Source organism: Streptomyces xanthophaeus (assembly GCF_030440515.1).
Lineage (GTDB): Bacteria > Actinomycetota > Actinomycetes > Streptomycetales > Streptomycetaceae > Streptomyces > Streptomyces kutzneri.
In genome coordinates this window covers 7,443,062-7,466,685 of record NZ_CP076543.1, presented here as the reverse complement: position 1 = coordinate 7,466,685, position 23,624 = coordinate 7,443,062, and the positions used below count along the sequence as shown (strand labels likewise).

The following is a 23,624-nucleotide window of genomic DNA, read 5'->3' as shown; positions in this document are numbered from 1 at the left end:
GCCCGCTCCCCCACAGGTCAGCCCGCGCGCACGGCTGCGGTCTGCAGTCATTCGTACACGATCGGTGACGAAAAATGGGGGTCCGAACGGGCGTTCACGGCTCGGGTCGGCAAGACTGCGTCCGCTATCCGAAACACCAACCTGAGGGAGTGTTCGAAATGCGGTCCATCGCAAAGGGTCTCGGGCTCGGTTCCGCCGCCATGGCGCTCACCGCGCTCACCGCGCTGGCCTGGCCGGGTACGGCCGGAGCCGCACCGACCGGTACGGAGAGCCTGTACGCGCCGTCCGCACTGGTGGTCAGCGTGACGGCAGGACCCGATGCCAGGACGGGCACGGTCATGCGCGCGGTGACCCTCGTCTGCTCGCCGGCGCCCGGCGGGACGCACCCGCACGCGGCCGCGGCGTGCGCCGAATTACGTGCGAACGGCTCGCAGCTCGACCCGCTCGCGGCGCCGGCCTCCGACGCCGTCTGTACGAGGGAGTGGAACCCGATGACGGTGGCGGCCGTCGGGGTGTGGCAGGGCCGTCGGCTCAGCTACACGTACACGTTCGCCAATCCGTGCGGCCTGCGGAACACCTCCGGCGCGCTGTTCGGTTTCTGACCCCTCGTGAAGCGCTGGGCCGGGCGGCGCCGTGCGACCGCCGTCCGGCCCGGCTCGCCGGGGGTCGTCACCGTCCATGCCCGGGAGGCGTCCGGTCGATCCCCCGTCAACACGGCTGAGCGTTCATCCCAGTTCGAGACTGGTCACCCCGAAGAGCTCCGGCAGCGCGAGGTCCGGTGCCGGGCCGGTGTACATCCGGGCCGTCTCGAAGGCCGGGGCGAGGCCGAGGCGTTCGAAGAGCGCGCCGGCCGCCGGGTTGGCGTCCGGTACGTCCACGGACACCAGCCCGTCGGGGGCGTGCCGGGCCAGCCCCCGCACCAGGGCCGCCGCCACCGCCGGGGTGGCCGCGTAGAGCGGGCCGATCCGGTGGGCGGCGCTGGAGGGGCGGATCACGCCGAGGCCCTCGATGCGGCCGTCCCGGACGGCGGCCAGCGCGGTGCGGCCGGGCAGTCCGGTCCAGGCCGACAGGAAGGCGTCCCGCGGCGCGGGGAAGAACCGCCGGTCGTAGGCGGCGAGCCGGCCGAAGGGCAGGGTTCCCGCGTCCACGATCTCGACCGCGCCGTCCTCGTCCCCCTGCGGGGTGCCCTCGTAGCGGAAGTTGTTCCAGGCCCACCGGAAGCCTGATTTACGGTAGTTGGCCTGCTGGTCGACGACCCCGTCCAGGCCCACGAGCCGCCCGTCGAGCCGTTCCATCCCGGCATGCCACAGCCGGATGCCGTACCCCTGGCCGCGGACGGCCGGCCGGGCGATGTAGAAGCCGATGAAGCCGAAGCCTGCGCCGTACCGCACGGCGGAGATACAGGCCACCGGCTCGCCGTCCAGCCGCCCGATGAGGAACCCCTCCGGGTCCGCGACCGCGAAGGCGAACCGGTCCGAGTCCCCCGGGTTCCAGCCCTCCTCGTCGGCCCAGTCGCGGATCAGCTCCATGTCGGCGGCGCTCGCACCAGTGATCTCGAATCCCGTCATGCCGGTGTTGTACCAGATGGGTCCGGTGTGCGCAGGGGTGCCTGATCAGCCGTCAGAATACGCACGAACTCGGCCTGATCGGCATCCCGGTGAAGGTCGCTGACCTGACCGTCCCCCACTTCGACGACCCGCCAGACCCCGTCCGCGCGCAGTGCGAGGTCGGTGGTCACGAAGGGGCAGCCCAGCGCCTCGACCGCAGCCCGGACCGGTTCGAGGGCCGGTTCGAGGGCCGCTCGCGGGATCTCGGTGACCGGGCTGTCGGGGTGGGCGGTGACCAGCCGGGGCGCCCCGTCCCGCCACCACACCCGTATCTCCGCGGCCGCCGCCTCCGGCGTGACGAAGTGCTCGAAGGCCCGCAGCACCACCCCGCCCGCCAGGGACTCGCCCTGCAGTTCGACGAAGCGGGCGACGACGCGGTGCAGCGCGGCCGGGTCGGCGAGGTCGGGCACGTAGCAGGCCTCGTCCCACTCGTGCTTGCGGGACTTCACGTAGTCCTTCACGACGGCGGCCCCCGGCGGCAGGCCCGCCGCGAGGGCCGCGAGCTCCTCCGGGTCCGGGGCCGCCCCCGGCCCCGCCGGCAACCAGCCGCTGACCGGGGTCAGGCCCGCGAAGGTCTCGTACCAGCCGGGGAGTTCGTGCGCCCGGCGGTACGCCTCCGGGGTGACGACGAGCTCGGCGCCGCGCCGGCGCAGGGCCGCGTCCAGTGCGGCGTACCGGCCCGCGGGGATCATCCAGCCCCGGTACCAGACGGCTCCGGTCCCGTCCGGCACGCGTGCGACGGCCCGCTCGGCGTCCCCGGCGAGCAGCGCGTCGTGGTCGATGAGCAGGACCGTGCCCCCGGCGGCGCGCAACTGCCGGGCCTCCGCCGCGAAGTGGGCGTCGACCCGGCGTTCGTTCAACGGGTCGTTGCAGTGGAGGACGGTGGTGGTGGTCGCGGTTGTCGTAGCCATGCGCCCACCCTATGAACAGCCCCGGCGATCACCGTACGGATTTCAGCCCGCGCAGATCACGTCGTCGAGCCGGATGGGGTTGGAATCGAGGCGCACGTACGCGGTGAACGTGTCGGTGGTGCCGGAGGCCCAGTGGGTGGTCACGGTGGCCCAGCCCACCGAGGCGGTCTTCGCGACGGTGACCGGGCCGACGCTGATGTCCTGCGGCTCGTCGTGGGCGCAGAGCAGGACGTCGAGCTCCTCATTGACCTGCTGTCTCTCCTTGAGGGTCTGCGAGACCTGGTTCTCCCGGTCCTGTGCGGAGGGACCGTGGTCACCGTAGAAGCCGATGAGGAAGTCGCTGATCTGGGCAGCGGTGTGTCCCCTCCCCGCGAGGGCGGCGGGCGCGGCGAGGGCGGGAACGGACGGCACGACCGGGAGCGCGAGCAGGGTCAGCAGCAGGGCACCGAGGCGGTACGGCTTGAGCATCATGTCCGGTCTTGTACCCGCCGGGCCGGCGGATCGGGAGGGCGGGGCCCGGATCTCACTCCTGTGGGGGGCGGGATTCACCGCAGAAACGACCCTCCGGCCGGTGCGCGGAAATGGGCTCGCGGGCGGCCCTCACCCGTACGTAGGGTCGATGCATGGGGAAGCCACTTGTCGCAGTGTTCAGCGGGGCCGGGATGTCCACCGACTCCGGAATTCCGGACTACCGGGGGCCCCAGGGCCTGTGGCGGCAGGATCCCGACGCCGAAAAGCTCGTGACGTACGCGTACTACATGGCCGATCCGGAGATCCGGCGCCGCTCCTGGCTGATGCGCGCCGAGATCGGCGCGCTCGGAGCACGGCCGAACGCCGCGCACCTGGCCGTGGCGGAGCTGGAGCGCGGTGGCACCCCGGTGCGGGTGATCACCCAGAACGTCGACGGGCTGCACCAGCTCGCCGGGATGCCCGACCGCAAGGTGTTCGAGCTGCACGGCAGCGCCCGGTCGGTGGTGTGCACGGCCTGCCACGCCCGGTCGGGCATGGAGCAGGCGCTGGCCCGGGTGGCTGCCGGGGAGCCGGATCCCGCCTGCCTGGTGTGCGGCGGGATCCTCAAATCGGCGACCGTGATGTTCGGCCAGCGGCTCGACCCCGAGGTGCTGGGGCAGGCGATCGCCGTGGCCAAGGGGTGCCAGGTCTTCATCGCCGTCGGGTCGACCCTGCAGGTGCAGCCCGCCGCGTCGCTCGCCGGGATGGCCGCGGAGGCCGGAGCCCGGCTGATCATCGTCAACGCGGAGGAGACCCCGTACGACCCGCTGGCCGACGAGATCGTCCGGGAGCCGATCGGCACCGCCCTGCCCGCCCTGCTGGCCGGACTCGCCGCGCCCTAGGGGTGCCTTGCCGGTCACGGCGGAGCAGGGCGGATCAGGGCGGATCAGGGCGGATCAGGCCTGGTCCGCGTCCGCCGCCCGGCGCATCTGCGCCACGTCCAGCTTCTTCATCTGCATCATGGCGGCGGTGGCCCGGGCGGCCCGCCCCGGGTCCGGGTCGGCGATCAGGTCGATGGCTCCCGGCGGGATGACCTGCCAGGACACGCCGAACCGGTCCTTCACCCAACCGCAGACGCCCTCCTCGCCACCGCCTCCGGTCAGCGCGTCCCAGTAGTAGTCCGCCTCCGCCTCGTCGGCGCAGCGGATCTGGAAGGAGATCGCCTCGGTGAACGGGAACTGCGGGCCGCCGTTGAGGCCGATGAACTGCTGGCCGTTGATCTCGAACTCCACGACCATCACGGAGTCGGCCTGGCCGGGGCCCGCCTCCGTGTACCGGCCGATCCGGCCGAGCTTGCCGTCCTTGAAGACGGACAGGTAGTAGTCGGCGGCCGCTTCCGCGTTGCCGTCGAACCACAGACACGTGGTGAATCCGTTGCCGCTCATCTCTGCCTCCGGGCCGGTGCGTGGACGGTGGACACCGTCCCTCACATACAGACCGGCCCCGGACCCGAAATTCATCGGTGGGTCCGGGGCCGGTTCGCATTCAGCCGGTAATTCGCCCGTTCGGCCTACTTGGCAGGCTCCGCACCCCTCGCGAGCATGCGCTCGACGACGCGCTCGGCGGCGTTCCCCTCGTCCAGGTCGCAGAACTCGGCGCGGAACGCCGCCCGCGCCTCGGCGTACTCCGCCCCGACCGCGTCCGCGTTGCGCACGGCCTCGATCAGGCTCGCCGAGTCCGCCAGCAGCGGTCCGGGCGCCTTCGCCTCCAGGTCGAAGTTGAAGCCGCGCAGCGTGCTGCGGTAGTGCTCCAGGTCGTACGTGAAGAGCAGGATCGGCCGGTCGGTGTGCGCGAAGTCGAACATCGCGGAGGAGTAGTCCGAGATCAGCACGTCGGCGACCAGCAGCAGGTCGGCCGCGTCGGGCCAGCGGGACACGTCGACGACGAACCCGTCGCGGACACCGTCCCGGACCTGCTCCGTCACGTGGTGGTGGCTGCGGATCAGCAGGACGTGGTCCTCGCCCAGCTCGCGGCGGGCCTGGTCCAGGTCGATCCGCAGATCGAGCTTGTAGCCGCCCGAGAAGCCCTCGTTGTTCTCACGCCACGTGGGCATGTAGAGGACGACCTTCTTGCCCTCGGGCAGGCCGAGCCGCCGCCGGACCTCGGCGATCCGCTGCGCGTCGGGCCGCACCAGCGCGTCCGTGCGCGGGCTGCCGGCCTCGATGACCTCGCCGTCGTAGCCGAGGGCGCGCTTGAGGAGGGGCGTGGCGTAGGAGCTCGGGGAGGCCAGCAGGGTCCACTGCGCGCTGTCGTGCGCCAGCCCCTCCAGGATCTCCGGGCTCGTGTAGTAGTCGTGCACGAAGTCGTGGCCGATCTGCTTGATCGGCGTGCCGTGCCACGTCTGTACGACGACCTGGCCGGCGCGGCGCTCGAAGCGCTGCGGCACGTTGTCGTTGGTCACGTAGTAGCGGGCGCGGGCCAGCACCTCCCACGACTCCACGCTGCCGTACTGCACGGCGCGGGCGGTCTCGGGGACCTCTGCGCGGCCGTCGCGGACCAGCCAGATGTGCTCCAGCTTCTCGCCGCGGCGCACGAGTTCCTCGTGGATGGCGCGCGGCGAGTCGCCGGCGCCCTGCCCCTGGAAGGTGTCGTAGACGACGATGTCCTTGACCGGCAGGGCGCGCTGCGCCGGGTAGGTCTCGAAGCGGGCGACGCGCTGCGCGTAGTGGGAGCGGTCGTGCGGGCTGATCAGCGGGTCGGCGACCAGCACCATGCGGTCGTAGAAGCGGGTCTCGACCCGCATCCGGCGGCCCTGCACGGTGAGCGGGTGCGGCCCGGCGAAGAGCAGGCCGGGGCCCATCTGTACGGGAGCGCCGCGGTCGACACCGAGGAGTCCGGCGGTGGTTCCGCCCTGGGCGGCCGGGCGCAGCGTCGGCCACCAGCGGCCCTCGGGGAGCGTGGTGCGGCCGGCGTACGGCTCGGGGAGCACGGGCCGGAAGACGGCCTCGAAGGCGTCCCCGTCACGGGTGACGGGGTAGCTGAACTCCACGCCGTGCGCGTCGTGCAGGACGAACTCGTACGGCTCGTCGGTCGGCGCGACGAAGCGGCCCCGCAGGGTGAGGGTGCCGTCCTCGGCGATGACCTCGTCGACCAGCGGCGGGGAGGGCTGCACGGAGAGGGTCAGGTGTCCGGTGTTGCCGCGCTTGGCGAAGAGGGAGCGGCCTCCCTCCTCACCGGGCAGGGGCAGGACGAGGCCGTCGAATCCACCGCGCTCGTCGTGGACCATACGGTGCTCGGTGCCGTCGGGGCCGATGGCGGAGAGGCTCCAGGGCTCGGGGGCCCACTCGCCGGGCTCGCACTCGGCGTCCGCCACGGCGGCCAGGTCGGCCAGCGGGACGCGGACGGTGAACGAGGCGCGGCCGGCACCGGACGCCGCGGTCTCCAGCGGGAAGGTGAGGACGGTGCCCGTGGTGACGTGGACGGCCCGCAGCGCGGTGGATCCGACAGCCTCGGCGGAGAGTTCGCCGACGATCTCGACGGCGTCGTCACCCGCGGCGTGGACGTCCAGGGCGCGGGCGCGGGCGATCTCCACCTGGATGGTGAGGGCGCCGGAGACGGCCGGGACGATCCGGACGTCGGGTGCCACCCAGTGCGGGGGCGGGTTCTGGCCGGTGTCGTTCTCGCCGCCCCGCAGGCGGGCGCGGTGCAGCCCGCCGGCCCCGGTGACGGCGATGGACGTGGTCCATATGCCCTGGTTCCACTTGCCGCCCGACTGGAAGATCGAGGGGTCGACGACGGCCGTGAAGCCGGCCCAGTCGGCGTGGCGCAGCGCGAGGTGCGGGGCCTTGACCGTGGCCATCGGGGAGGCGACGGTACGGGTGCTGACGACGGAGCGGCGGCGCTTGTTCCCCTCGCGGAAGACCAGCATCTTGCGGGAGCCGAGGCGGCTCTCCGCACCGAGGTGGCCGGGGAGGGCGTAGCCGCGCAGCAGCAGCTTGCCGTCGGCCCAGGCCGCCTGCTCGAGGCGGCTGACGACGCGGCGCTCGCGCGGGCCGAGGGTGAGGATCTTGGCCGGAACCGGCGGACGGCCCTGCAGGAAGGGGTAGTCCGCCTGCGGGCGGGCGAGGCCCTTGACCGGCACGCTGTAGTTGTAGTCACGCTGGTGGTGCTGGAGCGCGATGAAGTCCTCGACGCGGCCTTCGCCGGCCAGGTACGCCTTGAGCCGGTCGGCGACGGTCAGGTCGGACCAGGGGCCGGTGCCGATCTCGCGGACGAGACCGCCGACCTCCTTGACGAACGCGGCGCGGAATTCGGGGCCGCCCTCGTCGACGTACTTGTAGATGAGCGGGAGTTCCTCGCTCAGCACGTTGTGGTCGTAGTCGCGCAGGTAGCGGTCGTACTTGGCGCCCTGCTTGGCCTTGAGGGACTCGCGGACCAGGCGTACGGACTTCACCCGGTCGATGAGGGAGATCGGGTCGGTGGAGCGCTGGGTGATGGAGCGCTCGCCGGTCTCGCGGACGCGCCAGTGGTAGACGCAGTCGCTGATGATGTCGACGCTGGAGGCGAAGTAGTGCGCGGGGATGCTGACCGGGGCGTCCTCGTAGAGGATGCCTTCCGGGTACTGGAAGCCGTGCCGGTCCCAGAAGCTGCGCCGGTACACCTTGTTCCACGCGGTGCGGTCGGTGACCAGCGCCGGGAACTTCGAGATGTGCGTCTTCAGCTGGGTGCGGGCGAAGGCGGCCCGGTGTCCCCAGGACTGCTGCATGCCGACGGAGCGGAAACGCTTCACGTTGCCGCCCGCGAAGTCCGAACCCGTCTCGTCGAGCGCGCCGATGAGCCGCTGGTAGGCGTAGTCGGGCATCGTGTCGTCACTGTCGACGAAGGCCAGGTACTCGCTGTCCTTGTCGGCGTGACGCGCGCCCACGTTGCGGGCGGCACCGAGGCCTGCGTTGTCCTGCATCACGACGCGGAAGCGCTTGTCCTTGGCGGCGAACGCCTTGGCTATGACGGCGCTGGTGTCCGTGGACCCGTCGTCCACGAGGATGACCTCGAAGTCTTCGAAGGTCTGGGATGCGATGGATTCCAGGCACTCGTCGAGGTAGAGCTCGACGTTGTAGACGGGGACGACGATACTCAGGCGCGGCGGCATGGGTGGCGGTTTCTCCAGCGTTTTATGCTTTGTCGATGATCAGCTACTCACAGCATCCTACTCTGTAACAGAGTCATAAACTCCACCCATATGGGGCATACGAAGCCAACCGCCAGGGCGGACGGCAAAGAATTCAGCCGTCCGCCACTTCGGCGATGCGGTTGGAGGCGGCCCGACCGTACCCGGTAGGGTCGGTCAGACCTCCAGGTCTGCTTCGATCTTCTTCAGTTGATGACGGGCCATCGCGAGGTTGGCCCGCCCCTTGTCGAGCGCCAGGTAGAGGAAGAAGCCCGTGGAACCGCGGGCCTTCATCAGCCGGATCAGGTGGTACTGGCTGCCGAGGGTGATGAGGATGTCCTCGATCTCGTCCTTGAGGCCGAGCATCTCCATCGTGCGGACCTTGGCGCGCACCACGTCCGTGTTGCCCGCCGCCGCGACCGCGAGGTCGAGGTCCTTGCCGCCCCCGATGGTGCCGAGGGCCATACCACTGCCGTAGTCGACGAGCGCGGCACCGATGGCGCCTTCGATCGTGGTGGTGGCTTCCTTGAGTGCGGTCTCCACATTGACCATGAGAGGGTCCTCTTTCTCGTTTCACTGTGACTGGGATGTGAGGGAATGTGACTGGCTGTAGCTGGGTGTAGCCGTGGCGGCACGCGCCGGACAGGTCAGGCCCTGCCGCCGGCCGGAACGTGAATCACCCGGGTGCGGCTCCGGGACCGCGTCGCCCGAGGGTGTGGTCGATCAGTTCCGCTATCCGGAGACTGGAGCGCCGGGCCTCCAGGTGGAGGCGCCCGACGTTGACGCGCGGCTCGGCGGTCAGGGTGAGGACCGCCGCCAGCCCCGCCGCGTAGGTGGCGACGTATCCGTCCTCACCGCGCACGAGCAGTTCGCGGAAGGCGCCCTGGCCGGTGCAGTCGCTGAGCCGCTGGGCCACGCCGAGGGCGGCTGCGGTCAGCGCCGCGACGGACTCGGCCTCGGCAGCGGCGCTGTCCTGGGCCAGGACGAAACCGTCGGCGCTCGCGGCGAGCGCGCCCGTGAGCTGGGGTACCCGGGCCCGCAGCCTGCGGAGCTCGGCGAGTATCTCGGCCTCCGTCTCGGGGGGCACCGTACTCATGTCGGCCTTTCTCCTTTCGGGCTGCCTTCGCTCGGAGCGGTCGGCGCGCAGGGCCGGTCGCAGCGGGAGCCTCACAGACTTGCCTCCAGTGCGTCGCGTAACCGGCGGAGCAGCGCCACGTCCGGGGATTGGGCCTCGGTCATCCAGTCGGGCAGGGGCGCCACGGCCGGTGGCGGGGCCGGGGTGTGCGGGGTCTCGACCAGTCCGGCCGCCGCGAGGCGCCGTACGTCGAGCAGGGTGTGGAAGGCGGGCCGGCCCAGGACCCACGCGAGGTCGGCCGGGGTGCGCAGGCCGTCGGCCTGGCCCAGCAGGGCCCGCTGCCGGGAGGTGATCGTCTGGCCCGGCGCGGCCGCCCGGGGTACGACCGGGGAGGTGTCCAGCAGGGGGTACGGCCAGACCGCGTCGAGCAGGTCCCGGCGGCGCCGGGTCTCCCGTTCGACGGCTGCGGCGGGAACGGAACGGACGGATCCGATCCAGTGGGTGGCCCCGCGGCGGAAGCGGGAGGGCCCGCTGCCCGGGGAGAGTGCGAAGAAGGCGGCGTCGAATATGGCGGCGAGGTGGCATATCTCCAGTTCCCCGCCGGCGAGCCCGCCGCTGTCCACGAGGAAGCGGGCGACCTGGCCGCGGGCACCGGCCCGGTCCACGGCCTCGCGCCAGCGTTCGGGGGCGAGGCCGCCGCCGGTGGTGAGGAGGACGTCGAGACCGGGTGTGGCCGGGCTCTCCGCGTGGACTATTCGTCCGTCCTCCAGGAAGAGGGTGCCCCGGTCGCGGAGCAGGGCGCCGGTGGCGCGCTCCGCGGCGAGTCGGGTGAGAAGGGGGGAGACAGCGGCGAAGGCGTTCGCGGCCGTGGCGGTGGCCGGGGTGGTCATCTCAGTACCAGCCCCTCGGCCAGGGCACGGAGCCTGTGGCGCGCGAGGGCGAGATTGCCGTCGGCGCGGTCGAGCCACAGGTGCAGGAATACGCTGCTGTCGAAGCTCGTCTCGACGAAGCGCAGTACGTGGTATCCAGTGCGGGTGGTGACGATCAGATCCTCGACAGGCGGGCCGGCCGGTAAGCCGGCGGACGAACCGGCGGAGGGAACGGCTCCGCCACCGTGTGCCGGGTCGGTCTCCGCCGGGGCGAAGGACTCGTACTCGGCTGCCGCCCGAGCCAGTTCGGCGGTCTCGGCGGCGGTGGTCTCGTGGTCGCCCACGGGCGACTCCCCCGCGGTGCCGAGGGCCAGTCCGCTGCTCCAGTCGACCAGCGCGGCCCCCCGCGCACCAGGCAGGGCCATGGCTTCGAGCAGGCATTCGTCGATCCCGGGCACGCGGGCTCCCCTCCCGGCCGGACGTGCTGAGTGCACGGTCGTACGGCGCGACAGGAGGGAACTTACTCAAGTTCCCGTGCACGAAAGGGTGTTCTGGCATTTTCCGCTGGAACATGCCAGGAAGGGTGCGAGACGTTGGCCGGAACGCGTCGATATTTGATCACGAAGCGAGCGGAAGATCGTCCGCGAGGCGGAACGACCCTCCCTCGCGCTGCACGTAGCCCTCGTGGCTGAGGGTGCGCAGCAAGTGATAGACGGTCGGCAGGGGGATGCCGGTGAGCCGGGCGAGCCTCTTGGCCGTCACCCCGCCCTCCGCGGACATCGCTTCCAGGAGGCGCAGTGCGCGCTGCACGGAGCCGATCAGGGTGGGTGTTCTGTCCTTCTGACTGTGGTCGGTGCCCATGACTAGTCCCCCTGCTCCGGTACGAGGCCTGGCAAACCCATCAAAGTGGCTCACCGGGCGCAAAACCAGCGGACTCGCGTAAACCTGAGCATAAGATCACCGCATCCCGGGTGCCCCGGACGGCGCCGACCCCGGCCCGGACCGCTAGCGCGTGCAGGTCACGTACGCCGGGAGCGGGGTGTCCGCGATCAGGTGGCGCGGCAGGGACAGCCCGAAGCGGCGTTCCACGACGGCGAGGGTGTGGCGGTCGCGGTCCGCGTCCGGTTCGCCGGCCGGGCGGGCGCACGCGCCGTCCGGGGTGAGGATGCCGGCCGCGATCAGTTCCGGGAGCAGGAAGTCCGGCCGGTGGCCGCCGCGCCAGCATTCCTCGCCGAGGCCGAAGCAGCACACGAGCTCGCCGTCCAGGGCGTACGCGAACTGCTTGGGCGGGTGGTCGGGCTGCGGGTCGAGGTGGACGGCCTCCACGCCGCCCCGGGAGACCTCGGCGAGCCGTTCCGCTCCGGCCGGCAGACCGTGTTCGACGGCGAAGGACCAGCCGCCCCACCGGCCGACCCGGGCCACGCCGTCGCCGTCCACGGTCTCGGTGACCATGCTCCAGGCGTCGAGTGCGCCCAGCGGCCCGGGGTGCACCCCGGGGAGCGCGCCGAGCCGCGTGGCGAGTTCGTCGGGGGCTATCCCCCGGGCGAAGGTCAGACCGGCGAACCATTGGTCCCAGTGGGCCAGCCACCGTATCCCGTCCGCCACGTCCTCTGCGATGTCCGCCATGTCCGCACTCCCCACGGTTTCCCCACCCCGCCGGTGCTTGTTCACCGGCACGATAGTCAGTCCGCAGGCTTCTCCGGGAGGAGGCGCTCGACCATCGTCCGAATGAGCCCGTGCGCCGGGTGCGCTTCCAGCATGGCGGGCGCGGTCAGGTCGTCCACGATCAGACCGAGCATCGCCAGGTACATCAGGACCACGCCCTGCCGGTCCCCGGGCAGCCCCGCGTCCAGGTGCCACCTGATGTTGGCCTCCAGCTCCAGGCCCTGGAAGGACGCGAGCTCCGCCTGGAGCTCGGGGCGCCGGGTGCCCTCCAGCCGCAGCTCCAGCATGGCGATGTGCACACTGCGCTCGCGCCGCATCCGTTCCAGGAGCCGCGTGAGCAGGACCTCGGTGTCCAGCGGGCCGGCGAGGTCCGCCGGGTCCGGGACCAGCCGTTCCCGGGTGCGGTGCAGGATCTGTACGAGCAGCTGGGACCGGTTGGCGAAGTAGTTCGAGGCGGTGCCCGTGGGCACGCCGGCCTCGGCGTCCACGGCGCGCAGGGTCAGACCGCGCGATCCCTCGCGCGCCAGGACTTCGATGGCGGCGTCGAGCAGCGCGGCACGGCGCTGCGGGTTCTGGCGCATGGGCGGGTCCCTGGGGGCGGGTGGAGCACGTCGGGTGAGCACTGCAGGTGCAGTGATTCGCACACGGTAGCGGACGCGCCCGGTCCGGGCCCTCCCCACCACCCCCTCCCCCGTGTCAGGCTGCGCGTCATGGAGCGGATCATCGAGGAGATACGCGAGGACCTGTCCCGCCGGATCGCCGTGGCGGCGGACCGGCTCGCCGACCGGACGCTGGCCGAGGACCCCGCCTACGCAGCCCTGCTGGGCCGGGCCGAGCTGCGCGAGCGGATCCACCACACCCTCCGCCAGGCCGTCGAAGGGCTGCTGCGCAGTTCCCGGGGCCTGCCGGTGGAGCTCGCCGACGCCCGGGCCGTCGGCACGCTCCGGGCCGAGCAGGGGCTGCCGCTCACCTCTCTGCTGCGCACCTACCGCCGGGGCGGCCGGCTGCTCTGGCAGAGCCTCACGGAGGCCGTGACCGCGCACGACCGGGCGGCGCTGCCCCGGCTTCTGCCCGGCGCGGCCGCACTGTGGGACGTACTGGACCAGATGACGGACGCCATGACCGAGTCGTACCGCCGGACGGAGGCCGCGCACGCGGACCGGGACCGGGAGCGCCGGGCGGCCCTGCTGGACGTGCTGCTCGACGGCGCGGACGGGCCGCCGGGCTCGGCCGCCGAAGCCGCCGAAGCCGCCGAAGCTGCCGCCGCGCAGCTCGGGCTGCCGGAGCGGGGCCGTTTCACGGTGGTCGTGCTGGCCGCCGCCGCGCCCGGCGTCCCGGTCGCCCCCGTCGCGCCGGCCGGGGGGACAGCAGCCGCCTCCGCTCCGCGCGTGCTGTGGCGCATCCGCGCCGACGGCGAGCTCGGCCTGGTGGAGCTGGGCCACCATCCGCTGGAGTCCGTACGGGAGCTGCTCGCGCCCCTCGGCGTACGGGCCGGGGTCGGCCCGGTCGTCGAGGCGCCGGCCGACCTGGCCCGGGCTCGGCGGCTGGCCGCCCTCGCACTGCGCACCGCCCCCGAGTCCGAGGGCCCGCGCACCGCCCTGCTGGACGAACGGCTGCCGGCGGCGCTGGTCGCGGCCCAGGCCGAACTCGCCGGCCGGCTGCGCCAGGTGGTGCTCGGTCCGGTGCTCGCGCTGCCCGCGGAGGACCGGCGGACGCTCCTGACCACCCTGGGCACCTGGCTGGCCTGCCGGGGTTCGACCACGGACGCCGCGCAGCGGCTGTACTGCCACCGCAACACCGTCTCCAACCGGCTGCGGCGCGTGGAGCAGCTCACCGGCCGTTCCCTGTCCGACCCCCGGCACGTGGTGGAGCTGGCGCTGGCGCACTCGGCGGTGCTGCAGCACGTCGAGACGGAACCGGTCACCCGCCGCGCCGCGCCGGGTCCGCGGGCCTCGCGGACTCCAGGAGGTACGGCACGTCGATCACCGCGACGCCCGGCGTGAAGAGCAGTCGCGCCTTCAGCCGCAGGGCGTTCTGGTTGTGCAGGGGCTGCTCCCACCAGTGGCCCACCACGTACTCGGGGATCACCACCGACAGCATGTCCGTGCCGGAGCCGGCGGCCAGTTCCTCGACGTGGGCCAGGATCGGGCCCACCACCTCCCGGTACGGCGAGTGCAGGATCTTCAGCGGCAGGCCGGTGTCGTGCTCGGCCCACGCCTCGCGCAGCCCGGTCGCCTCCTTCTCGTCCGCCGCGACCGTGACCGCCGTCAGGGTGTCCGGGCGCAGCCCCTGCGCGTAGCCGATGGCCTTGAGCGTCGGGGCGTGCACGGCGGCGACCAGGACCAGGACGTGGTGGCGGGCGGGCCTGCGCGGGGTGGCGTCGGGAGCGACGGCGACCTGGCGTGCGACCTGCTCGTAGTGGCGGCGGACGCCCTTCATGCCGAGGAAGAGCAGCGGCATGGCGATGACCACCAGCCAGGCGCCGTGGGTGAACTTGGTGAGCAGGACGATGACCAGGACCAGGGCGGTCAGGGTGGCGCCGACGGCGTTGATGGCGAGCCTGCGGTGGATGTGGATCCGCTCCTCGCGCGGGGTGGCGGGTGAGGCGAGGGTCTTCCTCCAGTGCCGGACCATGCCCGACTGGGAGAGGGTGAAGGAGACGAAGACGCCGATGATGTAGAGCTGGATGAGGCGGGTCAGTTCGGCGTCGAAGGCCACGATGAGGGCGATGGCGGCGAGCGCGAGCAGGACGACGCCGTTGGAGTAGACGAGCCGGTCGCCGCGGTTGAAGAGCTGGCGGGGCGCGTAGCGGTCCTTGGCCAGGATCGAGGCGAGCATCGGGAAGCCGTTGAAGGCGGTGTTGGCGGCGAGGATCAGGACGCCCGCGGTGACGGCCTGGAGCAGGTAGAAGAGGAAGTGCCAGCTGCCGAAGGTGGCGCGGCCGATCTGGGCGAGGGCGGTGGACATCGGGGTGCCCGGGGGCAGGCCCAGTTCGGTGGGGTCGGCCGCGACGTGCACCTGGTACGACATGGCCAGGGCCGTGATGCCGGCGAACATCGTCACGGAGAGCACGCCCATCACGGCGAGCGTGGTCGCGGCGTTCTTCGCCTTGGGCTTGCGGAAGGCGGGGACGCCGTTGCTGATGGCCTCGACGCCGGTGAGGGCGGTGCATCCGGAGGCGAAGGCCCGCATCGTGAGGAACACGAGGGCGAGTCCGGTGTAGGTGTCGACCGGGGTGATCGGGAGGTCGGCGGACTCGGCGCGGATGGTGTCGCCGGTCCCGAGCCGTACGGCGGCGACGGCGAACATGAGGTAGATGACGAGGACGAAGCCGTAGGTGGGGATGGCGAAGACGCGGCCCGACTCCCGTACGCCGCGCAGGTTCATGAGGGTCAGCAGCACCACGAAGGCGACGGACAGGACCACTTCGTGGTCGCTGAGCGAGGGGATGGCCGAGGTGATGGCGGAGACGCCGGAGACGACGGAGACCGCGACGGTCATCACGTAGTCGACGAGCAGGGCGCTGGCGGCGGTGAGCGCGGCGGTCTGGCCGAGGTTCTCCGAGCTGACGACGTAGGCGCCGCCCCCTCCGGGGTAGGCGTGGCAGGTCTGCCGGTACGAGGCGACGACGACGATGAGCAGGAAGACGATGGCGGCGGCCGCGTACCAGGTGAGGTGCAGCAGTGCGACGCCGCCGAGGGCGAGGATCAGCAGGATCTCCTCGGTGGCGTAGGCCACGGAGGAGAGCGGGTCGCTGCAGAAGATCGGCAGGGCGAGTCTTTTGGGCAGGAGGGTCTCGCCCAGGCGTGAGGTGTCGAGGGGTTCGCCGACCAGCACGCGTTTCACATTGATGCGCCTCATTCGGGCATGATCGTGCATTTGATTTGCGTATCACCCCTTCTGGGGCTTGTGTCACCTGGCGAGGTCCTCGGCGAGAGCCTCGGCCCGGTGCGCGAGCCACAGGTCGTACCGCGCGCTCGGGGACTGCAGCAGGGAACGCTCCAGGAGCGCCTCGATCCGGGTCAGCCGCTTGCGGGCGCCGGGGACGGAGACCCCCATGGCGGCCGCCGCCGGGCCGAGTTGGGCGTCGTGCGCCAGCCAGACGCGCACGGTGTCACGGGCCCCCGGCGGGGCTTGCGGACCGCTCAGCCCGTTCAGATGGCCACGGGCCCAGTCGGTCAGGCGGGGATCGCACAACACCTCGTCGAGGCCGGGGGCGGGATCCGGGTCCGGGCCGCTCCCCCGCCCCGCGGCCGGGGTCAGCCGCAGAGCCAGTGAGAGCGCCGCCTGGTCGGGCAGGCGGGCCAGGTCGAGGCCGAGCAGCCCCTCGATCAGGCGGAGCCGGGCGGCCAGGGTGTTGCGGTGGATCTTCAGCAGCCGGGTGGCGTGCGAGGTGAAGTTCAGCCAGGCGTCGGCCGTGGCACGCAGCTCCTGCCCGCCGGGGTCCTGGGGGCGCCTGGGCTCGTACGTGTGCAGGGGCGCGAGCAGGGCTCCGGCCCAGCCGGCCCCCGCCTCGTGCGCGGCGAGCGCCAGCTCGGGGCCGGGGCCGAACCGGGCGTGCCGTTCGTCCCGGCCCCGGGCGACGGCCAGCGCGTGGAAGGCCTGGGTGTAGGCGGCCGGGGCCTCGCTCAGGCGCGTCTGTCCGCTGACCCCGACCGCGCAGTCCGGGGCCGCCTCGACCAGTGCCCCGGCCAGGGGGTCGCCCGCGGCCGAGCCCGGGGCCGGGACGGCCGGGGCGAGCACGATGAGGTGGCGTACGTAGACGGGGCAGTGCACGATCCAGGCCCGGCCGCCCGTCAGTTCCCGGCACAGCCCGCTCACTTCGCCGCGCCGGCCGCTCGGACACTCCACGACGTACATGCGCATCGGGTCGGGCAGCGCGGGCCCCAGCGTCCCGGCGATCTGGTGGGCGGTGGAGAGCAGGCCGTTCATCAGCAGGTGGAGGACCGCCTCGCGGGTGCGCACCTCGGCGTGCCGGACCCGCTCCTCGCGTCGTACGGCCTCCTCGGCGCGCAGGACGAGGGCCAGCGGTACGGCGGCGTCCGCGAGCATTGCGGGCGCGCCCGGGTGGTGCGGCTGCTCCAGTACGGCGGCCAGCGCGCGCGGACCGTCCAGCGCGAACAGCAGCGTCGCGTGCTCGCCATCGTGCAGGACCGCCGACCGTACCCCGCGGGTGTGCAGCTCGGCGGCGCCGCGCACGGCGGCCTCCGGCGCCTGCCCGTGCCCCGCTTCGGGATCCACCACCCCGACCCATCCGCCGAGGTGGGCGGCCAGCCATTCCAGGAGCGCGGCCGATCCCCCGGCGTGGGCGAGCCGGTGCACCTTGAGGACGTCGTCGGACCGGGACACGGCGGCATTCAACCACCCGCCGCACACTGTGCACAGTGATACCGCTCTCGCGTGGTCACCGGGCGGAGCGAACCCTGCGAACGGCACGGCCGGCGCCTACATTGGGCGACGAGCGGCAGGATCCCGGTGGCTTCGATGCGATCGGACACGGGGGAGGTCCCGGGATCCCGCCGCCGCTCACATCTTGCGCGCCGCGCTGCGGATGGCCTCCCGGATGCGGAAGTAGGTGCCGCAGCGGCAGATGTTGGCGATGGCGTCGATGTCCTCGTCCGTGGGCTCGCCGGTGCGCTTCAGCAGGGCGACGGCGGCCATGATCTGGCCGGGCTGGCAGAAGCCGCACTGGGCGACGTCCTGTTCGAGCCAGGCCTCCTGCACGGGGTGCAGGTCCTCACCGTTCGCCAGGCCCTCGATGGTGGTCACCGTTCGGCCGGCGCACGCGGAGACGGGCACCACGCAGGGGCGGATGTCGGCGCCGTCCAGGTGGCTGGTGCAGGCCTTGCAGACGTCCACCCCGCAGCCGTACTTGGGGCCGCGGACGCCCAGCATGTCGCGGAGCACCCACAGCAGGGGCAGGTCGTCGGGCGCGTCCACGGTGACGCTCCGCCCGTTGACGGTGAAGGTGTGCGAGGGCACTGCGTACTCCTGGATCCGGGGCTATCGGGGATAGGGGGTGAAGTCGACGTCGAAGTCGAGGGGGAAGCTGCGGGGCTTGGAACCGGTGGCCCTGGCCCAGGCGTTGGCGATCGCGCCGACGGCGGCGGGCACACCGAGCTCGCCCGCGCCACCCGGCTCCTCGCCGGTGGCCGGCAGCACGAAGACCCGTACGTCCCGGGGGGTGTCGCGCTGCTGGGCCCAGTGGAACTGGCTGTAGCTGCCCTCCAGCGGAAGCCCCTTGTCGAGGTGCAGTCCGGCGCGCAGGGTGGTGGAGATCGCGTCGGTGAGGCCGCCGATCATCTGGGCCTCCAGTCCGCGCGGATTGACCGGCAGGCCCACGTCCACGGCGATGACGGCCTTGGTGACGCGGACGTGGCCGGGGTCGCGGGTGTCGATCTCGACGAGGCACGCGGTGCGGGACTTGTACTCCTCGTGGAAGGCGATGCCCTGGGCGCATCCGGCCTCCATCGGCCGTCCCCAGTTCCCCTCCTGGGCCACCTTGTCGAGTACGGCGCGCTGGGCGTCGGTCTTCAGGAAGGTGCGCCGGAACCGGTAAGGGTCCCGCCCCGTCCGCGCGGCGAGCTCGTCGACCACGATCTCCTCGGCTCCGCGGGTGTTGGCGGAGTAGACCGAGCGCCAGGAGGCGGTGGGGATCCCGGTGGGCACCTCGGTGAGGGCCTGGGTCGTGAGTCCGAAGTGGTACGGGGACTTCACCGTGGTCAGGAAGAGGGTCTGGGCGAGGGTGGCGTTGCCGATGCCCAGCGGCAGACTGGCCGCGGTGGCGGTGATGATCTCGCCCAGGCCGTGCCGGAAGTCGGTCTCGGCGGCGGCGACGCGGTGCTCGAAGCTGAGGACCTCGCCCAGCAGGTGGGTGGCCCGGATCTTGTGGTGGGTCGCGGGGCGCATCCTGCCGTGCCGCGTGTCGTCGACGCGGGTCCACATGAGCCGGACCGGGCGGCGGCAGGCCTTGGAGATGCGGGCCGCCTCCAGGGCCGCGTCGAAGAAGAGCCGCCGGCCGAAGGACCCGCCGGCCTGGACCACGTGCACCGTGACCTTGGACAGCGGCAGGCCGAGATCGGCGGCGATGCTCTCGCGCGCCACGATCGGGGACTTGAGGCCGGACCAGATCTCGGCCCGGTCCTCGCGCACGTCGGCGATGGCACAGTTGGTCTCCATCGGGGCGTGACTCACGAAGGCGAAGTCGAACTCGGCGTCGACGTACGGGGTCAGCAGGGGCGGGACCAGCAACGGTGGGGTCGCGGCGCGCAGCTTGGCGCGGATCCCGTCGTCGGACAGCTGGTCGGCGGGTCCGGGGCCCCAGGCGACCTGGAGGGCCGCCTTGGCCTCGATGGCCTGCCCGAAGGTCTCGGCGACGACGGCGACCCCGGTCGGGACGGTCACCACGTGCAGGACACCGGGCATGGCCCGGACGGCGGCGAGGTTGGTGACGGTGCGGACGGTGCCGCCGAGGGTGGGCGGGCGGCGCACGACGCAGGGCTTGGCGCCGGGCACGTCGAGGTCGAGGGTGTACTGCAGGGCGCCGGTGACCATGGCGCGGGCGTCGACTCGGCCGGTCGGCCTGCCCACGAGGGTGTGCCCGGCACGCTTCTTGGGGGTGGCGCCGAGGACGGTCAGTCCGGGGTCGGCGGCGGCCGCGGCGAGGCCGCCGTAGTCGGCGGTGCGGCCGTCGGGGGCGCGGACGGCGCCGCCGGAGGTGGTCAGCGAGGCCGGGGCCAGGCTCCAGCGGCGGGCGGCGGCCGCGACGAGGCGGGCCCGGGCGGTGGCGGCGCACTGGCGGACCGGTCCGTAGAGGGAGCGGATGGAGTTGGAGGATCCGGTGAGCTGGTTGAAGAGCAGCTCGGGCCGGGCGTCGTCCAGCTCCACGCGTACGTCGGCCAGTGGCGCGTCGAGTTCCTCTGCGACCAGCATGGCCACGGCGGTGGTGAGGCCCTGGCCGACCTCCTCGCGCGGCAGGCGGAAGCGGATGGTGCCGTCCGCCTCGACGGCGAGCGCCAGCAGGGCCGAGGTGGGTGCGCCGGCCAGGATGAACAGGTCGCCCAGGTCGACCAGGTCGGCGATGGCCGGCAGGGAGGGCACCACGGCGTGGGCGGGCTGGGGGGCCAGTGCGTCGGCGCCGGCCCGGGTGACCAGGGCCAGGGTCGGCGCGGCCACGAGGTAGGTGAGGAAGGAACGGCGGCTCTGCCCCGTGGCGTGGTTCTGCTCGGTCATGTCGCTGTGAGTCCCCACGCTGCGCGGGCCCGCCCGCGCAGACCTCCCCCGGTTCATTACCGGCACGTAGGGTAGCGACCCGGCAGGGTGTTGGGAAGTCCCGATCACGCCGCGTCATCCCGGGCGACATCACTCGTTCGGGGGTATCCCTCTGGCCCGCCTTGATCCGTTCCTTACGCAATTCGCGCAGCGGGCCGGGCTCGTACATCTCGGCCGTACGATCGAGCGGCGGCCGCCGGATGGCCTGATTCCGGCCGCCGTTCCCACGGCGGAACGACCCCCACCGGCCGATGCCGTTGCGGTGCCCCGGAGTTCGCCTGACCGGATTCGTTCGCACGCCGCGGACGTGCCGGAAGGCCTGCGGCATATACCAGAAGCAAGAACGTAGCGGATGTTGCCAAACGCCTTACACACCGTCGCGCCCTGTGCAACAGTCGTTACCGGTCCTTCCTTCAGACTTGGCCGTGCCGCGCCTGTATCGGAGTTCTCATGCCGTCCCACCTGTTCGCGGACCGTCCCGCGCAGCCGCCCGAGCCGGGGTCGGTGGACGCGCTGATCTCGCAGACCCGGCGGCTGCGGGGGGAAGTGGACGCGGTCCGCCGCGACACCGTCGTCGACGACGACGATGCCCAGGGCCGCTGGCAGCGCGCACTGTGCGATCTCGCCGTCCACCACCTCGACGACCTCCGCGAGCACCTCGACCAGCTCAAGGAGGGCCTGCCGCCGGCGCCCGAGCCCGCCGGACAGCCGCAGGCGGCGCCCGAGGCCGTGCCCGAGGCCCAGACCCGCGTCGGCAGCGCCGAGTGGAACCTGCTCACGGACGAGGTGAGTTGGTCCGACGAGCTGTTCCAGATCTTCGGCCGCTCGCCCGAGTCCGGTGCGCTCCCCCTCGACGAACTGGGCTCGACCCTCTTCTCGGAGGACCAGCCGCTGCTCACCGCGTGGGTCACCGCCTGCCTGGTGGACGGCAAACCGATCGACGGCGAATTCCGCATCGTCCGGGCCGACGGCCGGGTCCGGACCTTGCACATGAGGGGCGAGCCGGTACTCGACTCCGACGGCTGTACGGCCTCGATGTGGGCCGTCCTGCGGGACGTGAGTGAACTGCGCCGGAGCCAGCGGGCGGTGCGCGAGTCACGTGACTCGCTGCAGCGCCAGCGGGAGATCGCGCAGACCGAGCGCCGGCTGGCGGTCGAGCTGCAGGAAGCCGTGCTCCCCCCGTGGCGCGGCTCCCTGCGGTTCCCGTACGGCAGCGCCGGCACGCTGGACGTGGCGGCGCACTACCTGCCCTCCGCGACCAGCGCGCTGATCGGCGGCGACTGGTACGACGCGCTCGAACTCCCCGACGGCTGCTCGATGCTGACGGTCGGTGACCTGACCGGACACGGGGTGACCGCCACCTCCGGGATGGCGATGATGCTGGGCGCCCTGCGCGGCATGGCCATGGCGGGCATCGAGCCCGGCCCGCTGATGGGCTGGCTCAACCAGCTCCTGGAGACCTCCGTCCAGCCGGCACTCGGATCGGCCGTGTGCTGCCGCTACGATCCCGCGCGCCGGGTCCTCTCCTGGGCGCAGGCGGGCCACCCGGCACCCCTGCTGTTCCGCCGCGGGTCGGGGCGCTCCCTGCTGCCGCCGGAGGGCGTCCTGCTGGGCGCGACCTCCGGAGCCTCGTACGGGCAGGCCGAGGAACGCCTCGAAGTGGGGGACCTGCTGGTCCTGCACACGGACGGACTCACCCCGCGCAGCATCGAGTTCAGCCGGGCGGACGGGACCGAGCGGCTGCTGGCGCTCGCGCCGCGGTTCTCGGCGGCGCAGTCGGCGCAGGAGTGCCTGCGGATCGTGATCGAGGAGTTCGGCGAGAGCGAGCGCGAGGACGACGCCTGCATGCTCGTCGCCCGGGTCGGCGGGTAACGGGCTCCGTACCGCAAGGTTGTAGGGCCGAAGCTGTAAGGGCTTCAGGGCCGCGCCGGAAGGCGCGGCCTTTCTCGTCTCCGTACGGGGCTTCGTGCAAGGCGTGCGGCGAACGTGCGGGGGCCGGCGTGGGACTACACCCCCGTACCGCGCGCGCCGCGCGGCGCCGGAGTGTCGGGGAGGGCCAGCTTGATCTCCTGGCGGAGGTCCTCGATGCGCGCGTACCCGGAGTACTGGGCGGTGAGCCGGTACATCTCCCGCAGCCGGTCCCAGGTCCGGTGCGAGGAGGTCTCGTTCATCGAGACCAGGGCGAGGCGCGCGTACCGGTCGGCCTGCTCCGGCTCGTCGGCGATGAAGCAGGCCGAGGCCATCGAGATGTAGTCGAAGATCTGCGAGCGCTGGTAGCCCTCGCCGCGCAGCCGCAGGGCCTCCTTGGCATGGCGCGCGGCGATCGGCGCTGCGGCGGCGTCGTGGTCCGCGAGGGTCCGGTAGGCGAGGGCCTGCATGCCGTGCAGATCGGCCTCGTCGAAGTGCTGCATCCAACTCGGCGGCGACACATCACCCTTGTCGGAGACGAACAGCTCCTCCGCCTCGCCCAGGGTGCGGCGCATGGCCTGGCCCTTGCCCATGGCCGCCTGCGCCCAGGCCTCGATGGTGTGCAGCATGGCGCGCGTCCGCGGGAGGGTCTGCTCGCCGGACCCGGACTGGGCGAGCTTCATCAGGTCCAGGGCCTCGTTCGGCTTGCCCAGGTGGACCATCTGCCGGGCGGCGCGGGACAGTGCCTCGCCCGCGCGCGGCCGGTCGCCGCCCTCGCGGGCCGCGTGCGCGGCGATGACGAAGTACTTCTGCGCCGTGGGTTCGAGGCCCACGTCGTGGGACATCCAGCCGGCGAGGACCGCCAAGTTGGCCGCCACCCCCCAGAGCCGCCGCTGGAGGTGGTCGGGGTGGTGGTAGGCGAGCATGCCGCCGACCTCGTTGAGCTGGCCGACGACGGCCTTGCGCTGGAGACCGCCGCCTCTGGAGGCGTCCCAGGCACGGAACACCTCCACGGAGCGCTCCAGGGCCTGGATCTCCTGGGAACCGATCGGAGCGGCCTCGTAGCGGTCGTAGCCCGCTGGGTCGGCCTGGAAGGATTCCCCGAAGTTCCGTGCCTCCTCGGCCCGGGCGGGGTCGGTGTGCAGCCAGTCGTACATGGCGTTGCTGAGGGCGGAGCCGGCGGTGAGCACCGCTCCCGCGCCCATCAGACCGCGACGGTTGAGCATGAGGTCCATTCCCGTGAATTCGGTGAGGACCGCGGCTGTGCGTTCGGGCGCCCAGGGCATCCCGTCGGGGTTCTCACGAGCCCCGTCCGGCTGCCGTCTGGAGGTGCGCCGCTGCCGTACGAACCCGAGGTCCTCGATGGTCACGACACGACCGAGCCGCTCGGTGAACAGTGCTGCCAGTACCGTGGGCACCGGTTCGCGGGGGGCCTCCCCCATGTCGATCCAGCGCCGCACCCGCGAGGTGTCGGTGGCCAGCTGGGGGTGGCCCATGGCCGCCGCCTGCCTGTTCACCATCCTCGCCAGTTCGCCCTTCGACCAGCCGGCCAGGCCGAACAGGTCGTTCAAGCGGGTGTTTGGACCTTTGCTCACGTCAAGCCCCCAGGTTCTCGGCTGAATTGACAGTAGCCCGCCGTCAGATGCCCAGCGACTATTCGCCAGGCTTCGCCAGGGCACGCCCGATGGTTCGCCACCTTGC

Annotated in this window: 21 protein-coding genes; 4 read left to right on the top strand and 17 right to left on the bottom strand. The window is 72.4% G+C overall.

The genetic code is table 11. The features are described 5' to 3' along the window. Window positions 1-158: 158 nt before the first annotated feature. Window positions 159-602, top strand: coding sequence for an SSI family serine proteinase inhibitor (locus tag KO717_RS33360; protein WP_301373173.1), 444 nt, complete (start codon window positions 159-161; stop codon window positions 600-602). A gap of 123 nt (window positions 603-725) precedes the next feature. Here KO717_RS33360 and KO717_RS33355 read toward each other — a convergent pair whose 3' ends face one another. The 3 genes from KO717_RS33355 to KO717_RS33345 are packed head-to-tail and all read right to left on the bottom strand — an operon-like array spanning window position 726 to window position 2,989. Then, window positions 726-1,568, bottom strand: a complete 843-nt coding sequence (locus KO717_RS33355) for a GNAT family N-acetyltransferase (RefSeq protein WP_301373172.1) — start codon at window positions 1,566-1,568, stop codon at window positions 726-728. After that, window positions 1,565-2,518 (bottom strand): ATP-grasp domain-containing protein, encoded by a 954-nt coding sequence (locus tag KO717_RS33350; RefSeq protein ID WP_301373171.1) that lies wholly within the window; start codon window positions 2,516-2,518, stop codon window positions 1,565-1,567. The genes KO717_RS33355 and KO717_RS33350 overlap by 4 nt, the downstream gene beginning before the upstream one ends. Window positions 2,519-2,560: 42 nt before the next feature. Continuing rightward, window positions 2,561-2,989, bottom strand: a complete 429-nt coding sequence (locus tag KO717_RS33345; RefSeq protein WP_301373170.1) for a hypothetical protein — start codon at window positions 2,987-2,989, stop codon at window positions 2,561-2,563. A 152-nt stretch (window positions 2,990-3,141) separates the two neighbouring features. Here KO717_RS33345 and KO717_RS33340 point away from each other — a divergent pair, with 152 nt between their 5' ends. Further along, window positions 3,142-3,870, top strand: a complete 729-nt coding sequence (locus KO717_RS33340; protein ID WP_301373169.1) for an SIR2 family NAD-dependent protein deacylase — start codon at window positions 3,142-3,144, stop codon at window positions 3,868-3,870. A 54-nt stretch (window positions 3,871-3,924) separates the two neighbouring features. Here KO717_RS33340 and KO717_RS33335 read toward each other — a convergent pair whose 3' ends face one another. From KO717_RS33335 to KO717_RS33295, 9 genes are all read right to left on the bottom strand, one after another. After that, entirely contained in the window at window positions 3,925-4,413 is a 489-nt protein-coding gene (locus KO717_RS33335; RefSeq protein WP_301373168.1) for a VOC family protein, read from the bottom strand. Between the two features lie 125 nt (window positions 4,414-4,538). Continuing rightward, the gene (locus KO717_RS33330) at window positions 4,539-8,117 is read right to left on the bottom strand and encodes a bifunctional glycosyltransferase/CDP-glycerol:glycerophosphate glycerophosphotransferase (RefSeq protein ID WP_301373167.1); all 3,579 of its coding nucleotides are present in this window, start codon (window positions 8,115-8,117) and stop codon (window positions 4,539-4,541) included. Window positions 8,118-8,312: 195 nt separating this feature from the next. After that, window positions 8,313-8,687, bottom strand: a complete 375-nt coding sequence (locus KO717_RS33325; protein ID WP_150255694.1) for a hypothetical protein — start codon at window positions 8,685-8,687, stop codon at window positions 8,313-8,315. Window positions 8,688-8,811: 124 nt separating this feature from the next. Next, on the bottom strand, window positions 8,812-9,231 hold the full coding sequence (locus KO717_RS33320; protein WP_301373166.1) for a roadblock/LC7 domain-containing protein: 420 nt from the start codon (window positions 9,229-9,231) through the stop codon (window positions 8,812-8,814). A gap of 71 nt (window positions 9,232-9,302) precedes the next feature. Continuing rightward, on the bottom strand, window positions 9,303-10,100 hold the full coding sequence (locus KO717_RS33315) for a transcriptional regulator (RefSeq protein WP_301373165.1): 798 nt from the start codon (window positions 10,098-10,100) through the stop codon (window positions 9,303-9,305). After that, a complete protein-coding gene (locus KO717_RS33310; protein WP_189966848.1) occupies window positions 10,097-10,537 on the bottom strand; it encodes a hypothetical protein in 441 nt (146 codons plus the stop codon). The genes KO717_RS33315 and KO717_RS33310 overlap by 4 nt, the downstream gene beginning before the upstream one ends. Before the next feature lie 160 nt (window positions 10,538-10,697). After that, a complete protein-coding gene (locus KO717_RS33305) occupies window positions 10,698-10,940 on the bottom strand; it encodes a helix-turn-helix domain-containing protein (protein WP_437184608.1) in 243 nt (80 codons plus the stop codon). 144 nt (window positions 10,941-11,084) lie between these two features. Continuing rightward, window positions 11,085-11,705, bottom strand: coding sequence for a DUF6461 domain-containing protein (locus tag KO717_RS33300; RefSeq protein WP_301373164.1), 621 nt, complete (start codon window positions 11,703-11,705; stop codon window positions 11,085-11,087). 56 nt (window positions 11,706-11,761) lie between these two features. Beyond that, a complete protein-coding gene (locus KO717_RS33295) occupies window positions 11,762-12,325 on the bottom strand; it encodes a TetR/AcrR family transcriptional regulator (protein ID WP_189742672.1) in 564 nt (187 codons plus the stop codon). A 129-nt stretch (window positions 12,326-12,454) separates the two neighbouring features. Here KO717_RS33295 and KO717_RS33290 point away from each other — a divergent pair, with 129 nt between their 5' ends. Then, window positions 12,455-13,747 carry a helix-turn-helix domain-containing protein gene (locus KO717_RS33290; RefSeq protein WP_301373163.1) on the top strand — a complete coding sequence of 431 codons (1,293 nt, stop codon included), beginning with the start codon at window positions 12,455-12,457 and terminating at the stop codon, window positions 13,745-13,747. On the opposite strand, the gene KO717_RS33285 is transcribed toward KO717_RS33290, so the two are convergent. The 4 genes from KO717_RS33285 to KO717_RS33270 form a co-directional block, all read right to left on the bottom strand. After that, complete coding sequence (locus KO717_RS33285) at window positions 13,665-15,605, bottom strand: APC family permease (protein WP_301373162.1); 1,941 nt, start codon at window positions 15,603-15,605, stop codon at window positions 13,665-13,667. The genes KO717_RS33290 and KO717_RS33285 overlap by 83 nt on opposite strands. A 51-nt stretch (window positions 15,606-15,656) precedes the next feature. After that, window positions 15,657-17,093 carry a PucR family transcriptional regulator gene (locus KO717_RS33280; RefSeq protein WP_301373161.1) on the bottom strand — a complete coding sequence of 479 codons (1,437 nt, stop codon included), beginning with the start codon at window positions 17,091-17,093 and terminating at the stop codon, window positions 15,657-15,659. 177 nt (window positions 17,094-17,270) lie between these two features. Continuing rightward, window positions 17,271-17,726, bottom strand: a complete 456-nt coding sequence (locus KO717_RS33275) for a (2Fe-2S)-binding protein (RefSeq protein ID WP_301373160.1) — start codon at window positions 17,724-17,726, stop codon at window positions 17,271-17,273. A 21-nt stretch (window positions 17,727-17,747) separates the two neighbouring features. Then, window positions 17,748-19,976: a xanthine dehydrogenase family protein molybdopterin-binding subunit gene (locus KO717_RS33270; RefSeq protein ID WP_301373159.1), complete on the bottom strand. Its 2,229-nt coding sequence runs from the start codon at window positions 19,974-19,976 to the stop codon at window positions 17,748-17,750. A gap of 489 nt (window positions 19,977-20,465) precedes the next feature. Between KO717_RS33270 and KO717_RS33265 the strand changes: the two genes are divergently transcribed. Beyond that, on the top strand, window positions 20,466-21,887 hold the full coding sequence (locus KO717_RS33265; protein ID WP_301373158.1) for a PP2C family protein-serine/threonine phosphatase: 1,422 nt from the start codon (window positions 20,466-20,468) through the stop codon (window positions 21,885-21,887). 134 nt (window positions 21,888-22,021) lie between these two features. Here KO717_RS33265 and KO717_RS33260 read toward each other — a convergent pair whose 3' ends face one another. After that, on the bottom strand, window positions 22,022-23,518 hold the full coding sequence (locus tag KO717_RS33260) for a DNA-binding protein NsdB (RefSeq protein WP_301373157.1): 1,497 nt from the start codon (window positions 23,516-23,518) through the stop codon (window positions 22,022-22,024). Between the last annotated feature and the right edge of the window lie 106 nt (window positions 23,519-23,624).

Coding starts and splice junctions, on each gene's coding strand:
- KO717_RS33360 (WP_301373173.1), top strand. CDS start 159: ATGCGGTCCATCGCAAAGGGTCTCGGGCTCGGTTCCGCCGCCATGGCG.
- KO717_RS33355 (WP_301373172.1), bottom strand. CDS start 1,568: ATGACGGGATTCGAGATCACTGGTGCGAGCGCCGCCGACATGGAGCTG.
- KO717_RS33350 (WP_301373171.1), bottom strand. CDS start 2,518: ATGGCTACGACAACCGCGACCACCACCACCGTCCTCCACTGCAACGAC.
- KO717_RS33345 (WP_301373170.1), bottom strand. CDS start 2,989: ATGATGCTCAAGCCGTACCGCCTCGGTGCCCTGCTGCTGACCCTGCTC.
- KO717_RS33340 (WP_301373169.1), top strand. CDS start 3,142: ATGGGGAAGCCACTTGTCGCAGTGTTCAGCGGGGCCGGGATGTCCACC.
- KO717_RS33335 (WP_301373168.1), bottom strand. CDS start 4,413: ATGAGCGGCAACGGATTCACCACGTGTCTGTGGTTCGACGGCAACGCG.
- KO717_RS33330 (WP_301373167.1), bottom strand. CDS start 8,117: ATGCCGCCGCGCCTGAGTATCGTCGTCCCCGTCTACAACGTCGAGCTC.
- KO717_RS33325 (WP_150255694.1), bottom strand. CDS start 8,687: ATGGTCAATGTGGAGACCGCACTCAAGGAAGCCACCACCACGATCGAA.
- KO717_RS33320 (WP_301373166.1), bottom strand. CDS start 9,231: ATGAGTACGGTGCCCCCCGAGACGGAGGCCGAGATACTCGCCGAGCTC.
- KO717_RS33315 (WP_301373165.1), bottom strand. CDS start 10,100: ATGACCACCCCGGCCACCGCCACGGCCGCGAACGCCTTCGCCGCTGTC.
- KO717_RS33305 (WP_437184608.1), bottom strand. CDS start 10,940: ATGGGCACCGACCACAGTCAGAAGGACAGAACACCCACCCTGATCGGC.
- KO717_RS33300 (WP_301373164.1), bottom strand. CDS start 11,705: ATGGCGGACATCGCAGAGGACGTGGCGGACGGGATACGGTGGCTGGCC.
- KO717_RS33295 (WP_189742672.1), bottom strand. CDS start 12,325: ATGCGCCAGAACCCGCAGCGCCGTGCCGCGCTGCTCGACGCCGCCATC.
- KO717_RS33290 (WP_301373163.1), top strand. CDS start 12,455: ATGGAGCGGATCATCGAGGAGATACGCGAGGACCTGTCCCGCCGGATC.
- KO717_RS33285 (WP_301373162.1), bottom strand. CDS start 15,605: ATGAGGCGCATCAATGTGAAACGCGTGCTGGTCGGCGAACCCCTCGAC.
- KO717_RS33270 (WP_301373159.1), bottom strand. CDS start 19,976: ATGACCGAGCAGAACCACGCCACGGGGCAGAGCCGCCGTTCCTTCCTC.
- KO717_RS33265 (WP_301373158.1), top strand. CDS start 20,466: ATGCCGTCCCACCTGTTCGCGGACCGTCCCGCGCAGCCGCCCGAGCCG.